General features: G+C 52.6%; 11 protein-coding genes. 4 read left to right on the forward strand and 7 right to left on the reverse strand.

Annotated elements, in window-relative coordinates:
• Positions 1-99: 99 nt before the first annotated feature.
• The 7 genes from yhdP to csrD all read right to left on the reverse strand — a co-directional run bounded on the left by yhdP (position 100) and on the right by csrD (position 10,938).
• Positions 100-3,900 (reverse strand): AsmA2 domain-containing protein YhdP, encoded by a 3,801-nt coding sequence (yhdP, locus tag SK32_RS17670; protein WP_048213455.1) that lies wholly within the window; start codon positions 3,898-3,900, stop codon positions 100-102.
• A gap of 111 nt (positions 3,901-4,011) precedes the next feature.
• The gene (rng, locus tag SK32_RS17675; RefSeq protein ID WP_003828822.1) at positions 4,012-5,481 is read right to left on the reverse strand and encodes a ribonuclease G; all 1,470 of its coding nucleotides are present in this window, start codon (positions 5,479-5,481) and stop codon (positions 4,012-4,014) included.
• The gene (locus SK32_RS17680) at positions 5,471-6,064 is read right to left on the reverse strand and encodes a Maf family protein (protein ID WP_048213456.1); all 594 of its coding nucleotides are present in this window, start codon (positions 6,062-6,064) and stop codon (positions 5,471-5,473) included. The genes rng and SK32_RS17680 overlap by 11 nt, the downstream gene beginning before the upstream one ends.
• 8 nt (positions 6,065-6,072) lie before the next feature.
• A complete protein-coding gene (mreD, locus tag SK32_RS17685) occupies positions 6,073-6,561 on the reverse strand; it encodes a rod shape-determining protein MreD (protein ID WP_040234168.1) in 489 nt (162 codons plus the stop codon).
• Positions 6,562-7,584, reverse strand: a complete 1,023-nt coding sequence (mreC, locus tag SK32_RS17690; RefSeq protein ID WP_048213457.1) for a rod shape-determining protein MreC — start codon at positions 7,582-7,584, stop codon at positions 6,562-6,564.
• 63 nt (positions 7,585-7,647) lie between these two features.
• Positions 7,648-8,691, reverse strand: a complete 1,044-nt coding sequence (gene mreB, locus SK32_RS17695; protein ID WP_000913396.1) for a rod shape-determining protein MreB — start codon at positions 8,689-8,691, stop codon at positions 7,648-7,650.
• Between the two features lie 306 nt (positions 8,692-8,997).
• On the reverse strand, positions 8,998-10,938 hold the full coding sequence (gene csrD / locus SK32_RS17700) for an RNase E specificity factor CsrD (protein ID WP_048213458.1): 1,941 nt from the start codon (positions 10,936-10,938) through the stop codon (positions 8,998-9,000).
• A 225-nt stretch (positions 10,939-11,163) separates the two neighbouring features.
• On the opposite strand from csrD, the gene acuI reads away from it, so the two are divergent.
• The 4 genes from acuI (at position 11,164) to accB (ending at position 14,725) form a co-directional block, all read left to right on the forward strand.
• Positions 11,164-12,138 (forward strand): acrylyl-CoA reductase (NADPH), encoded by a 975-nt coding sequence (gene acuI / locus SK32_RS17705; RefSeq protein ID WP_048213459.1) that lies wholly within the window; start codon positions 11,164-11,166, stop codon positions 12,136-12,138.
• 119 nt (positions 12,139-12,257) lie between these two features.
• Entirely contained in the window at positions 12,258-13,262 is a 1,005-nt protein-coding gene (gene msrP / locus SK32_RS17710) for a protein-methionine-sulfoxide reductase catalytic subunit MsrP (RefSeq protein WP_048213460.1), read from the forward strand.
• The gene (gene msrQ, locus SK32_RS17715; protein WP_048213461.1) at positions 13,263-13,862 is read left to right on the forward strand and encodes a protein-methionine-sulfoxide reductase heme-binding subunit MsrQ; all 600 of its coding nucleotides are present in this window, start codon (positions 13,263-13,265) and stop codon (positions 13,860-13,862) included.
• 392 nt (positions 13,863-14,254) lie between these two features.
• On the forward strand, positions 14,255-14,725 hold the full coding sequence (accB, locus tag SK32_RS17720; protein ID WP_005121378.1) for an acetyl-CoA carboxylase biotin carboxyl carrier protein: 471 nt from the start codon (positions 14,255-14,257) through the stop codon (positions 14,723-14,725).
• Positions 14,726-14,727: the final 2 nt, after the last annotated feature.

Consider the following 14,727-nt stretch of genomic DNA (forward strand, 5'->3'; position numbering starts at 1 on the left):
GCTTCAATGCCCGGATGGCGGCGTAAACGCCTTATCCGGCCTACGGACTGCGGTAGAAGTTCTATGTTGAGATTGGGGCAATTACTCGCCCCCGTCAAATCATTGCTGGCTTTCTTTGCGCGGCTGGCGCAGAACTTCGTTGATCTGTGGCTTATCGACCGGACCGGTAATGCGATAGCGCAGAATTGAAACTTTGCTCCACAGCGGTCCCAAAACTTTACTGGCGGCAAATACCGCCGCGCCGACAATTGGGTTGACGGCAAACGCCGCGGCCACCCCAACGGTGGCAGAAATTTCAGGTGCGACAACGGCTTCCATATCCAGTTCGCGACGCACCAGATTCACCGAACCTTTCATGGCGATGTCAGCTTCCAGGCCATCCACCAGCGTATCATCAGTGTGCATCACACCGTCTTTGATCCACGCCGTACTGCGGATAGAGTCAAAGTAAAAACCTTCGCTGAACGTATCGCTAAAATCAAAACGCAGTTTACGCAATAGCGCATCAAAGCTCAGCAGACGTAACAGTTGTCCCGCATGTCCGGTGCTAAGTTCAGTCAATTCACCTTTGCCCAAACGGGTGCGCAAAATCCCATTCAGTGAAGCTTCATCCGGATCCCAGGGCGGATTACGCCAGTGCAGATCGTACTCGACGTTAAAGGAAGAGTTACGAATCGGGGTAGATACGCCAAAGAAACCCGCGGCTGAATCAATCTTGTTGCCATTCAGCTTTCCTTTCAGTGACGTACGCTCCTTGCCCGGCACATTGACCCATTCGCCATCGGCGGTCAGCCGGGCAAACCCGGTATCCAACAGACCATTGCTCAACGTTAATGTGTCACCTTTTATCGCGACATCGGCATCAATGCGCCCATACTTTTGCCCCCACATCCAGCACTCTTCGCAGCGTATCTGCGCATCCGGCCAGCCACGGAAACTGACGTTACTGATAGCAGAGAACAGCGAGGCTGGCGTTGTATTTGGCGATGACGTTGCAGCGTTCGGGTTGTAATACAGATACTTGATATTGGCAAGCCACGGAGCATTATTGCGCATAGCCAATGTGGCGTTAATCTCACGCCCCTGTGCCCGTACGCTGGTACCATTAAGCCCAGGTTCAGACACAATGCTCAGGTTATTCCACTGCTGGCCGCCCAGGGATAAAGAAGGCGTGCGCACCGCAATACGCTGCGGGAAGTTCGCATTACTTCCGACGTTATCTGCCGCGCCTTTCTGGAACAATGCCAGCCATTGCGCACCGTCCATGGGAGGAAGATTAAGTTCGATACCCTGCTGGTCAGGAAGCGCTGGCACGGTACGGCTTTCCGAAGTCCAGATTGCGCGGTCAAGCGTCAGTTTCTGATTCAGCAACCAGTGGCTATTAAAGTGGTTCTTGCTTCCGGCGTTACCGGTCAGATCGAAGCTGCGCAGGTTACCATCTGCCTTAACATTAACCGGTAGCGACTCACCGGCGACTTTGTTTAACGGAGCAGGTAAGTGACTGCTTACATTTTTCAGGTCGCCTTTCAGCTCAATGTTGTAGGTCGCTCCGGCATGATATGGCAGGTCAATGCCAACCTTACCGTTCCACGCCATACTGCCGCTTAAGGCATCATTCACCTGTGCGGGGAGTATCCCCATGCGAGTTGGCTGCCAGTCACCGTTCAGATTCACAGCAACCTGGTAAGCTTTTGCACCCTCGGTAGTGGAAAAGTCGACGTTCAGCGGCTGATTAAACCAGTTCGCCGTCATCGGCTCACTCTTGAGATCGCCGTTGATAAAGCTGAATTTACCGTTCAAATTCTTCAGCGTGCTATCAAGCGGCTTGATAAACAGACTGTTATTACGCAGGTTCACGTCGCCTTTGGCCGTAACCAGCGAACCATCTAACGGGATATCAAGATGTAAGCGAGCACTCACATCACCGTCAATTTGCAGCTGTTCAAGCGTGGCACCAAGCGACTCTTTCAGCGGTGTTTCGTCGAAATAAGGCCCAACCGCTTTGCCCGGCCCGTTGATGTCGGCATCAATCAGCAGTTTTTCTTTTGCGTAGTCAGGGATATTTGCCGTCAGGTTAGTGGCTTTTACCCCCCCTAAATTGACGCTATCCGTCTTCATCCACAGGCCATCGTTAATGAAGTTCAGTTCAATATTGAGGTCAGTCAGTGCGGGCCAGTCCGGCTGGAAGGCAAATTTTGCATTACGCAGCGGCACCAGCACCTGGAACTGACCTTCGTTATGCAAATACGGGAACAGATGTGGGTTACCGCCATAAACCAGTGTTGCGTTATCCGCCTCACCGCCCTGAATTGCCCCACTGAGATAATCAACCAGCTCTTTTCCCATCAGATTTTCCGGGAAATAGCGCCAGGCCTGGGAGCCATCGTGAGTGCTAATCCCCGCCAGAATCCCCAGCCACGGTTCATCACCGGTTGGTTGCAGATAACGAAAACCGCCGCGCGCATGTACCGCTTTCGCTTTAACGTCAATATTGCGCCCGTCTAGCTGAAAGCCATTTTCATTCTTCAGCCAACTGAGCGTTGCCACGCCATCTTCTATCTCCAGCGGGGCACGAAAGACGGTTTCATACGGCATTTTTGCCTGCTTCATGGAGGCCGTTAATGCGCCATTTTCCACGCTGCCAGACAATGTACCGGAGAAATGTTCTGCCCCCGGCAGCAGCTTCCACTGTTTCCAGGCCAGATCGGTCCACGAGGACTGGAAACGGGTTTTTTCGGTCGCCTGTAACGGGATATCCAACGCCAACACGTTTATCTTGCCGCTCGGTTGCGTGGCCCGCCAGATATCACCCAATGCCGGAGATAACTTAGCGGCCATCGGGCGTAGCCCCTCTAACCCGGCTAGCTCCAGGTTACTGGCGCGAATACGTAATTCGTCGCTGCGCTTATTATTGGCGCCCCCCACTTCCTGCCCGGGGAACCAGGCCAGCGTTAATGCCCCACTCGGCCAGGGTTTGTCATCCATCGTGATGCGCGTATCCGGGATAGCAAACAACCAACCGGAGTGCTCACGGCTGATATGCGCAGTCAGGTTATCGACGGACAGCGTGTGGATGTTGCTCTCTCCCTTCCAGCTTGCGCCGCCCTTTTTCAACCAGACATCGCCACCAGAGATTCCGCCTTTGTTGAGCGTCATCCAGCCTTCCAGGCTAAAGCGCGCAGTTTGCAGCGCAACATTATCCTGCATCCATTTTCCCAACCACGGCTTAACGTCGATGTCGTCAGCCTGCAGCCAGACTCGACCATTATTCAGCAGGCCGTCATCATCACGCAGATCCATACGCACCTGCATAACACCGTGCTGCCCGGTCAGGCTGGAGAGGCTGACCTGGCCTTCAGCACGATGCCGGTTTTTACCGTTCAACCAGGTTAGCTGAGGGATCGCCAGTTCCGCACGCTGGCCTGACAGGGTCAAAAAACTAACCTGGCTGTCGCGAAGATCAAAATGATCAAACTGGCGCAGGAACAGATCGCTGATGTGGCTGGTTTCAATCCCGTCGCCGCTATCGCTGCGCTGGATCGGTGTATTGGTGCGCAACTGCAGTTGCCAGAAGGTGAGATCGCGAAACTGCCAGCGCATGTGCAGCAAACTTTGCCAGACATCCAGCGCCAGCGTGACACGCTTTACCGAGAATTCGCCACCGTCTTTCAGCTGTGCATGAATATCGCGAGCTTCGAGCGTAGGGCCAAAATTTTGCCAGTTAGCAGAAAGCTGGCTGGCGGAAACGGGCATACCGGTGGCAGATTCGATCTTGCCCAGAATGGTCGGACGCCAGCTATCGAGATGCGGTAGAGCAAGGCGCAGCCCACTGACCAGCAGCGCTGCGATGACAACGAATGCGGCTCCAGTGAGCAGTAAAATCCCCGGCAATCGCCTCACGCGCCTCTCCTTGTCTGCCAAAAAATGTGACTCACACCCCTTGAGTGAATATTGCCGGATAGCGGCGTTTGTGCCTTATCCGGCCTACATGCGCGGGTGCCACTACACGATTTACATCATTACCACGTCAAACTGCTCCTGGTTATAGAGCGGTTCGACTTGTACTTTGACCTGTTTGCCGACAAAGATTTCCACTTCCGCCAGCGCATGCGACTCTTCCCCTTTCAGGGTTTCAGCCACTGCCGGAGACGCATACACCAGGAAACGATCGGAGTCGTAAGCATGGTGCACGCGGACGATTTCACGCATGATTTCATAACATACGGTTTCGACCGTTTTCACCGTGCCACGTCCGTGGCAGGTTGGGCACTCGTTACACAGCACATGCTCCACGCTTTCACGCGTGCGCTTACGTGTCATCTCTACCAGACCTAGTTGTGAAAAACCGTTAATGCTGGTTTTTACGCGATCCTTGCTCAGCGCCTGCTCCAGAGAGTGCAGCACCCGGCGGCGGTGATCTTCATTATTCATGTCGATAAAATCGATAATGATTATGCCGCCCAGATTACGCAGACGCAGCTGACGTGCGATAGCCTGCGTTGCTTCAATATTAGTATTAAAGATAGTGTCGTCGAGATTACGATGCCCAACAAATGCGCCGGTGTTGATGTCGACGGTAGTCATCGCTTCGGTTTGGTCGATGATCAGATAGCCGCCGGATTTCAGCTCAACCTTACGCTCCAGCGCACGTTGGATTTCATTCTCAACGTCGAAGAGATCGAAAATCGGTTGGCGTCCGCTGTAATGTTCCAGTTTGCTGGTCATCTCCGGGATGTATTCCGCCGTAAATTCCAGCAACGCTTCATAAGTCAGACGGGAATCAACGCGAATTCGGTCTAACTGAGCATCAGCAAAATCACGCAGAACGCGCTGTGCCAGTGCCAATTCACCATACATCTGGTAGCGCGTTTGTGGCCGCTTCTTACGCTCCATGACCTTCGTCCAGACACGCTTCAGGTAGGCAGCATCCGAAGCCAGATCCTCTTCACAAACGCCTTCAGCCGCCGTACGAATGATGAATCCGCCCTGTTCGTCGCAGTAATCCGCCACCACCTTTTTCAGGCGTTCGCGTTCGGTTTCGCTCTCGATTCGCTGAGAAACCCCCACGTGCGACGCCCCCGGCATAAAGACGAGATAACGGGAAGGTAGCGTGATGTCCGTTGTCAGGCGTGCGCCCTTCGTGCCCAGAGGATCTTTCACCACCTGTACCATCAGGTCTTGCCCCTGACGCACAAGTTCGGAGATATCGCGTACAGTGAACTGTTTTTGTTCTTCACCCGCTACGCATTCGGTATGCGGCATGATGTCTGATGCGTGGAGAAATGCGGCTTTATCCAGCCCAATATCTACAAAAGCCGCCTGCATACCCGGAAGTACACGACTTACACGACCTTTGTAGATATTGCCTACGATTCCGCGTCGCGCCTCACGTTCAATATGAATTTCCTGCAGAATACCGCCATCAATGTACGCCACCCGCGTTTCCGATGGCGTTACGTTTACCAACAATTCAGCCGTCATGTTTATCCCTTTTCTCACGCAGTGCGTTAAAATTGCTCAGCAACTCATACGTTTCTACCAGCGGTAAGCCGACTACGGCGTGATAGCTGCCATTGATCTTCCTGACAAAACAGCCACCCAACCCTTGAATACCGTATGCACCTGCTTTATCCATAGGCTCACCGCTGGCAACATAACCGGCGATGTCCTCATCTGTTAGTGTTCTGAATGTCACTTCCGTCACCACCAGACAGTCCAGGTTGTGCTGGCGATCGGCTAATGCGACAGCCGTCATGACCTGATGCGTTTTGCCTGACAGTTTGTGCAGCATCGCTGCTGCATGGTCGGCATCATGCGGTTTTTCCAGCACTTCGTCATTAAGGATAACAATGGTATCCGCCCCCAGCACAGGTAAATCGCGCACAGCCATTGCTACGCCTGCCTGCGCTTTTTCACGCGCCAGACGAACAACATACTGCTGAGCGCTTTCCTGCGGGTGCCGCTGTTCTTCAATTCCAGGAACCAGCCGTTCAAACGTAACACCAAGCTGAGCGAGCAACTCCTGACGACGTGGAGAACCTGAAGCAAGATACAGAGTATTCATATCAACCTTTATTGCACCGCAAACTGCTGGCGGACTTTACGCATCAGTAAGAATAGCCATGGCCAAAGCACACCATTTACTACACTACTCCAGAACACTTCAGGTCTGAAAGAGACGTTGATCACTAAAAACTCGGCCCAGAAAACAATAATATCCACGACCAGTGACAACAACATAACTACCAGCGCCTGCTGCCAGAGCGCGAGGTTACGGAAGAGCTGAAATTTCAGTGCGACCAGATAAGCAATGATACTCATCGACAATGCCCGCACACCAAGCGTAGAGCCGCTAATGAGATCCAGTATGGCACCCACGATAAATCCTGTGCCCACATTTACGCGATGCGGCAGCGCCAGGATCCAGTACAGCAGAATGAGCAGCACCCAGTTCGGCCGGAAAACGAGGATCTCGTCCGGCCAGGGCATGACTTGCAGCAGAAATGCAATTAGGAACGAGAGCCAAATGACCCAACGTCCCTGGTGACGGATGCTTGCCACTTACTGCCCTCCCGGCTTACGCGGAGCAGGTTGTGACGGCGTGGTTGTTGCAGGAACCGGCGTTACACCTGTCGCCGGAGCAGGAACTGGCGCAGGAGGCCCCATGGCATCCGGTGCCGGCAGGACTTGCGGCATCATTTGCATCAGACGTTCATTAGCTACACGGTGCACTTCTTCTGGCGTCATCGGGTTAGCACCATTACGATCGGCTCCCCACAACAGCAGCAGATAGCGCAGACGCTGTAAACCCGCCGTCGGGCGCGCCTGAATCACGGTGTATGCGCGCTGGGTATCCAGCTTCACAGAGGAAACGACACCGACTGGATAGCCTTCAGGGAAACGCCCACCCAGACCGGAGGTCACCAGCACATCGCCAACGCGAATGTCAGTATTAGCCGGCAGGTGTTCAAGCTGAAGATCGTCCGTGCAACCGTTACCGGCAGCGATCACGCGAATATCGTTACGCAATACCTGGATTGGCAGCGCATGCGTCGCGTCACAAATCAGCAGTACGCGGCTGGTCAGTTTAGCCACCGCAACGACCTGGCCCACTACGCCTTTATCGCTGATGACCGGCTGACCTTCATAAACGCCGTTAACACTCCCTTTGTCGATCACCACCTGATCGCTGTAAGGATCGTTAACCGTTGAGATGACCTGCGTCACCATTTTTTGTTCGTCCTGGCGCAGCGGCGATCCCAGCAGCTCACGCAAACGCGCGTTCTCCTGTTTATATTGCCCCAGCATCAGCAGTTCACTGTTTTTCAGCAGCAGTTCCTGACGCAACGCCCGGTTTTCAAGTTCGAGTTGGTCACGAGAAGCCAGCGTTTGCGACACGCCGTCGAGTAATTCACGGGGACCATTAGAGATAAAGTAGAAAGGACTGACGGCGGTATCCATGTACGTTCGGATTTGACTAAACGTACCCAGGCGGCTGTCGGCAATAATAACGCCGATCGCCACCAGCACCGCCAGAATAAGGCGAATCTGTAGCGACGGGCCACGGCTAAAAATTGGCTTCATAGTCTATGCGTATTCTCGCATCAGAGCGGAAGAGCAACCCAGGGCTACCCTTCCTGCATCCGATTACTCTTCGCTGAACAAGTCGCCGCCGTGCATATCGATCATTTCCAGTGCTTTACCGCCACCGCGAGCCACACAGGTCAGCGGATCTTCGGCAACAACAACTGGAATACCGGTCTCTTCCATTAACAGACGGTCAAGGTTACGCAGCAGCGCACCGCCGCCGGTCAGGACCATACCGCGTTCTGAGATGTCAGACGCCAGTTCTGGCGGACACTGTTCCAGTGCAACCATCACCGCGCTTACGATACCGGTCAGGGGTTCCTGCAACGCTTCAAGGATCTCGTTAGAGTTCAGGGTAAAGCCACGTGGAACACCTTCTGCCAGGTTACGACCGCGAACTTCGATCTCGCGTACTTCGTCGCCAGGATAAGCAGAACCGATTTCGTGCTTAATACGTTCCGCGGTAGCTTCACCGATCAGAGAGCCGTAGTTACGGCGAACATAATTAATGATGGCTTCGTCGAAGCGGTCACCACCAATACGCACGGAGGAGGAGTAAACTACGCCGTTCAGAGAGATAACGGCGACTTCTGTGGTACCACCACCGATATCGACAACCATTGAGCCGGTTGCTTCAGAAACTGGCAGGCCCGCACCGATCGCTGCCGCCATCGGCTCTTCGATCAGGAACACTTCACGTGCGCCTGCACCCTGAGCGGATTCACGGATGGCACGGCGTTCAACCTGAGTTGCTCCAACCGGTACACACACCAGTACGCGCGGGCTTGGGCGCATGAAGCTATTGCTGTGCACTTGTTTAATAAAGTGCTGGAGCATTTTTTCAGTCACGAAGAAGTCAGCGATAACGCCATCTTTCATTGGGCGAATTGCAGCGATATTGCCCGGCGTACGACCCAGCATCTGCTTCGCATCATGACCTACTGCAGCCACGCTTTTCGGCGAACCGGCACGATCCTGACGAATGGCCACAACGGAAGGCTCATTCAATACGATGCCTTGTCCTTTTACATAAATAAGGGTATTCGCGGTACCCAGGTCAATGGACAGGTCATTGGAAAACATGCCACGAAATTTTTTCAACATACTAAGGGATAATCCTGAAAGCTGGGGCGGAAAACAAAATCCGCTTACTTTACCAACCACACGCAGCAGCGACAAGGCGCAAAAATCATCTGCTACGGTGAAAATTAGTGCAGTTCGTTTCCTTTGTTACAAAACCGGCCTGAGTCCATCAGGGCTGAAAAACTCAGCAGCAGTCCTCGCTTTTGTTTGCAACCTGTCAAAGGTCATTCACCTGCATGTTTGCTGTTACAACCTGGCGAGCAGACAAGCACACCCCCAGAAGGCACAGCGCGCGTTATTCTACGTGAAAACAAATTAAACGGCAGGTTAAACCGAGTATCTTTGCGAATATTTTTTCACGTTTGTGTCAAGTGGCTGTGATGCGGCAAAAAAATCACCCTGCCCACCCGCGACTCCACGTTCTGTCAGGGTATGCCACTCGCTGCGCGAACGAACGCCCGTGGCATAAACCTGCGTTGGCGTTCCGGTACACGTCTCTACCAGGCTTTGAACCAGCAGCTGATTTTCCGTTCGCTTATCAATGTTTCTCACCAGACTGGGATGAAGCTTCAACAATTCGACATTCAGCTCTTTGATCCAACTGGTACTCACCAACGTTAAACCGGCCTGCGTAACGGCAATACGTACGCCAAGCGCATCCATCAATCGGATAACCGGTTGTAACCGGCTGATGTGTTGACAAACATCCGCCTCAGCAAGTTCAATAATTATGCGTTTACGTAGCGATTTTTCGCACTGCATCAGCGTATCTCGCAGCCAACGCTGAAAACGTGGGCGAATGAGCGATTCAACCGTCGTCTGCATCGCCAGGCTTTCCTGCGGCCAGTACCCCAACAACAGGATCAAACGGCTGATTTGCAGACGGTCATACTCTTCCGCCAGACCAAATTGCAGCACCATCGGCATATATTCCGCCGAAATAACCTCTTCGCTGCCATCGAAAATACGGCACATCAGCTCGCGATGGTGCACCCGCCCTTCACGCGTTACGGCAGGTTTTTGATAAATTCGCGGTCCGCCCCGACTGAGCATCTGTTCAATCAGCGTTCGCCAGCGCACATTGCCCCGGCCTTTTTCCGGCAGAGAGTCGTCATACACCGACCAACTGTTCCCGCCTTGTAATACTGAATTCCGGGTGGCGGCTTCAGCGTGATCCATAACTTGTTCAGTCGACTGACCGCTGCGACAGACACAAATGCCAATATGAACCATATCGGCACGATCGATCATTTTGTTAGCCGGAAGTGCATCCACCGCCTTTAAGAGTTGCCCCGCGATACTTTCCGCTTCTTTTAACGTGCGGTGTGGCAGCAGGATGGCAAAATCGCTTCGGTGGTAACGCGCTAACAGTGCGCCCGGATAGCGCATCATAAAAGTAGACAACAAATTGATAAGCGTTGAAATTTGTTCTTCCGCCTGGGTAATGCCCCAGCTCTCGCGTAGCAGCGTAAAGTCCGGCAAACGAACCATCATCACCACACCATGCGAGCCGACTTTTTCCTGATCTTCCAGCAGCGTCGCCAGTTGGTTATCAAAGAACAAGCGGTTGCTCAGCCCCGTTTTTGTATCCTGCGCGACATAGGAGCGAATTAGCGTATCCAGCCTGCTGCGCTGCTCACGAGCATTTTGAATTTCGGTCAGTAGCATGTCGAGCGCACTACTGGTACGCGCTGGCCACTCATAGACCGTTCCCCGCACGTTTGGCCCGCGTTCACCGTTGAGGATCCGCGTTGAACGAATCTCCAGTAATTCCTGTCCGGAAAGTTGACGTTGAAGCCAGCGCACCGACAAAAACAGCATCAGGATAATAAAGCCTATCGATAGCGTGAGCGGTGCCGTAGTCATCAACGAATGGAAATAGTTGCCCATCGGATCCTGGTAAACCATGCGCAGCGACATCCCCGGATGCTTGACCAATGGCACGGTGAGATTGCGATAAAGGTTATTCGTCCCCGCCGGGCGGTAGCTACTGGTTCGGGAATGGCTATAAACAACGCGGTCATCCTGAAGCAATTCAATACGGACGATATCAACCGAAATCATCAGTTCATCAATTTGCGGCGTTAAGGACACGACATCTCTGGTGACCAGATGGGTATCGATCGCCGTCGCGACGGCATGGACGCGGGTGGTGAACTTATATTGAATAGCGTTATAGAAACTCAGCGAGCAACCTATCAGCGTCACGAAAATCGTTAACCCGGTAAGCAGCGTGACAAAGGCTGAAAATTTCGTCGTTAATCGCATCCTTGTGTTAACTCCGACAGTGATGAATCAGGTGTGAAAGTGAAAAAGCGACACGAAAATGCAAAACTGAACGCGAAATCCGTCAATTTACACAAATAATGTGGGCATACTACCAAATCAGGTATATCTGGCAATTTATTGCGCAGAATCGGCATCATGTTTTAATTAGCGAGTATAGTCTTCACAGATAATTTTCCAATCCACTATATGAATTGAGGACAGGTTATGCAGGCTTTGATCTTAGAACAGCAGGACGGAAAAACCCTCGCATCCGTTCAACCCCTCGACGAAAATCAGCTACCTGAAGGCGATGTGACGGTGGATGTTCACTGGTCGAGCCTGAACTATAAAGATGCCCTCGCCATCACCGGTAAGGGTAAAATTATCCGCAATTTTCCGATGATTCCTGGTATCGATTTCGCCGGTACCGTACGCACAAGTGAAGATCCTCGTTTTCATGCAGGTCAGGAAGTCTTACTAACCGGATGGGGCGTGGGTGAGAATCATTGGGGGGGACTGGCCGAACGCGCTCGTGTGAAAGGCGATTGGCTGGTTGCGCTGCCAAAAGGACTGGACGGTCGCAAAGCCATGGTCATCGGTACCGCCGGTTTTACTGCCATGCTGTGCGTCATGGCGCTTGAAGATGCCGGTATCCGCCCGGAAGACGGCGAAATCGTCGTCACTGGTGCCAGCGGTGGCGTAGGCAGTACTGCCGTTGCGCTGCTGCACAAACTGGGTTACCAGGTTGCGGCAGTATCGGGCCGCGAAAGCACCCACGACTACCTGAAAAGCCTGGGAGCCAACCGCATTCTGGGTCGTGATGAGTTTGCTGAATCTCGTCCGCTGGAAAAGCAACTGTGGGCGGGTGCCATTGATACCGTTGGCGACAAAGTGCTGGCAAAAGTACTGGCGCAGATGAACTATGGCGGTTGTGTTGCCGCCTGTGGCCTGGCTGGCGGTTTTGCGCTACCCACCACGGTGATGCCGTTTATTCTGCGCAACGTGCGCTTACAGGGCGTCGACTCCGTGATGACGCCTCCGGATCGTCGTGCACAGGCCTGGCAACGTCTGGTTAACGACCTGCCAGAGTCGTTCTTTACCCAGGCAGCGACAGAAATCACGCTTGCCGATGCGCCGAAGTTCGCCGATGCCATCATCAATAACCAGGTGCAGGGCCGTACGCTGGTGAAAGTGAAATAAAACAATTTGCAGATACAAATTTACATTTAATTAACTAAATTTCTCTGCACATTGACGGACTCCCTGCCATAGTAACTACGCGCCAGTATGAGCCTTTGCGCGTATGTCGGGAGTCCGTTATGAAGAAAATACGTCCATTCACTGAAGCCGATGTAACAGCCGAGTCGGCTTTTTTTATGCAGCGCCGCCAGGTGCTGAAAGCGCTGGGTATCAGCGCCGCCGCTTTGTCTTTGCCCTTTTCTGCCGAGGCCGATCTTCTGAGCTGGTTTAAAGGCAATGACCGTCCGCCCGCGCCTGCCGGTAAACCCCTTGATTTCACCAAACCGGCAGCCTGGCAAAATACACTTCCTTTAACACCAGAAGATAAGGTTTCTGGCTATAACAACTTCTACGAATTCGGCCTCGACAAAGCCGATCCTGCAGCCAATGCCGGCAGTCTGAAAACCGATCCCTGGACGCTGAAAATCAGCGGTGAAGTCGCTAAACCGTTGACGCTCGATCATGATGCCTTAACCACCCGCTTCCCACTGGAAGAGCGTATATATCGAATGCGCTGTGTTGAAGCCTGGTCGATGGTCGTACCGTGGATTGGTTTTCCTTTACATAAACTGTTAGCGCTGGTTGAACCCACCAGCAATGCAAAATATGTCGCGTTCGAAACACGTTATGCCCCTGAAGAGATGCCGGGACAGAAAGATCGCTTTATTGGCGGTGGGTTAAAATATCCTTATGTTGAAGGGCTACGTCTGGATGAGGCCATGCACCCGCTCACGTTGCTTACAGTGGGCGTGTATGGCAAGGCACTTCCACCACAAAATGGTGCCCCTATTCGCTTAACGGTGCCATGGAAATACGGGTTTAAAGGCATTAAGTCGATCGTCAGTATTAAACTGACGCGTGAACGCCCGCCAACCACCTGGAATATGGCTGCGTCCGATGAATACGGTTTTTATGCCAATGTGAATCCTCATGTCGATCATCCCCGCTGGTCACAAGCGACTGAACGCTTCATCGGCGCGGGCGGCATACTGGATGTACAGCGCCAGCCCACGTTGCTGTTTAACGGCTATGCAAAGGAAGTCGCTTCCCTGTACCGAGGTCTCGATCTGCGGGAGAATTTTTAAGTGCGCCTGACTGCAAAACAGATTACCTGGCTGAAAGTTTGCCTGCATCTTACCGGACTTTTACCGTTTCTCTGGCTATTTTGGGCGGTAAATCATGGGGGACTGAGCGCCGATCCGGTCAAAGACATTCAGCACTTTACCGGTCGGACAGCTCTGAAATTCCTACTGGCTACCTTGCTGGTGGCGCCGTTGGCGCGCTACGCTAAACAGCCATTATTGATACGCACTCGTCGCCTGTTAGGGCTATGGTGTTTCGCCTGGGCGACGTTACATTTAACCAGCTATGCGCTACTGGAATTAGGCATTAATAACCTGGCATTGCTGGGGCGGGAACTTACTACTCGACCTTATTTGATGTTGGGTATTTTCAGCTGGGTCATTTTATTCGCCCTCGCCTTGACCTCTACACAGGCAGCCCAGCGAAAACTGGGTAAATATTGGCAGTATCTGCACAACTTCGTCTATCTTGTGGCGATCCTGGCACCCATACATTATTTGTGGTCGGTAAAAATTATCTCTCCGCAACCGATTATTTATGCCGCACTTGCAGCGGTGCTGTTAGCCTGCCGCTACAAGAAGTTTCGCCAGTGGTGGCGGTAGTTACACGATATGTGCAGTACGTTGCAAAACACAGACGAACCCATGTTCTTTACATGCCAGCGGTTGATTATCTTCCCTGATAAGACCAGTATTTAGCTGCCAATTGCTACGAAATAGTTATAATGTGCGCCTTTGCTCTCCCCGGTAGCGTTTTTACAGCGCAGAAAGGGTGACAATCGCATATTGAAGGTATATTTTGTCTTTTACCCGAAAATGGCAGAAGATAGCCGCACAATGACTAACAAGTCTGGCAATCTCATATAATGGCCGCAGCACGCAGTGCAACGCCTGAGATGCGTGGCATCTTGTCACTCACTGTTATAAAAATGCTATACAGACGGCGGTAAAACGCCTGTCACAATCTCACTAAACAAAGAGTACGGAACCCACTCATGGATATTCGTAAGATTAAAAAACTGATCGAGCTGGTTGAAGAATCAGGCATCTCCGAACTGGAAATTTCTGAAGGCGAAGAGTCTGTACGCATCAGCCGTGCAGCGCCAGCTGCAAGTTTTCCAATGATGCAACAGGCTTATGCTGCACCAGTGATGCAGCAGCCAGCTCTGTCTAACGCTGTCGCACAAACTGCCACTCCAAGTATGGAAGCGCCGGCAGCAGCGGAAATCAGTGGTCACATCGTACGCTCCCCAATGGTTGGTACGTTCTACCGCACCCCGAGCCCGGATGCTAAAGCGTTCATCGAAATCGGCCAGAAAGTGAATGCGGGCGATACCCTGTGCATCGTTGAAGCCATGAAAATGATGAACCAGATCGAAGCCGACAAATCCGGCGTAGTGAAAGCGATTCTGGTAGAAAGTGGTCAACCGGTAGAATTTGACGAGCCGCTGGTCGTCATCGAATAACG

Origin of the sequence: Citrobacter sp. MGH100 (genome assembly GCF_001034465.1) — a bacterium.
In the GTDB taxonomy this organism is placed as follows: domain Bacteria; phylum Pseudomonadota; class Gammaproteobacteria; order Enterobacterales; family Enterobacteriaceae; genus Citrobacter; species Citrobacter youngae.

Excerpts from the sequence above, each read along its gene's own strand:
- mreB (WP_000913396.1), bottom strand. The coding sequence starts at position 8,691 with ATGTTGAAAAAATTTCGTGGCATGTTTTCCAATGACCTGTCCATTGAC.
- mreC (WP_048213457.1), bottom strand. The coding sequence starts at position 7,584 with ATGAAGCCAATTTTTAGCCGTGGCCCGTCGCTACAGATTCGCCTTATT.
- acuI (WP_048213459.1), top strand. The coding sequence starts at position 11,164 with ATGCAGGCTTTGATCTTAGAACAGCAGGACGGAAAAACCCTCGCATCC.
- rng (WP_003828822.1), bottom strand. The coding sequence starts at position 5,481 with ATGACGGCTGAATTGTTGGTAAACGTAACGCCATCGGAAACGCGGGTG.
- SK32_RS17680 (WP_048213456.1), bottom strand. The coding sequence starts at position 6,064 with ATGAATACTCTGTATCTTGCTTCAGGTTCTCCACGTCGTCAGGAGTTG.
- accB (WP_005121378.1), top strand. The coding sequence starts at position 14,255 with ATGGATATTCGTAAGATTAAAAAACTGATCGAGCTGGTTGAAGAATCA.
- csrD (WP_048213458.1), bottom strand. The coding sequence starts at position 10,938 with ATGCGATTAACGACGAAATTTTCAGCCTTTGTCACGCTGCTTACCGGG.
- msrP (WP_048213460.1), top strand. The coding sequence starts at position 12,258 with ATGAAGAAAATACGTCCATTCACTGAAGCCGATGTAACAGCCGAGTCG.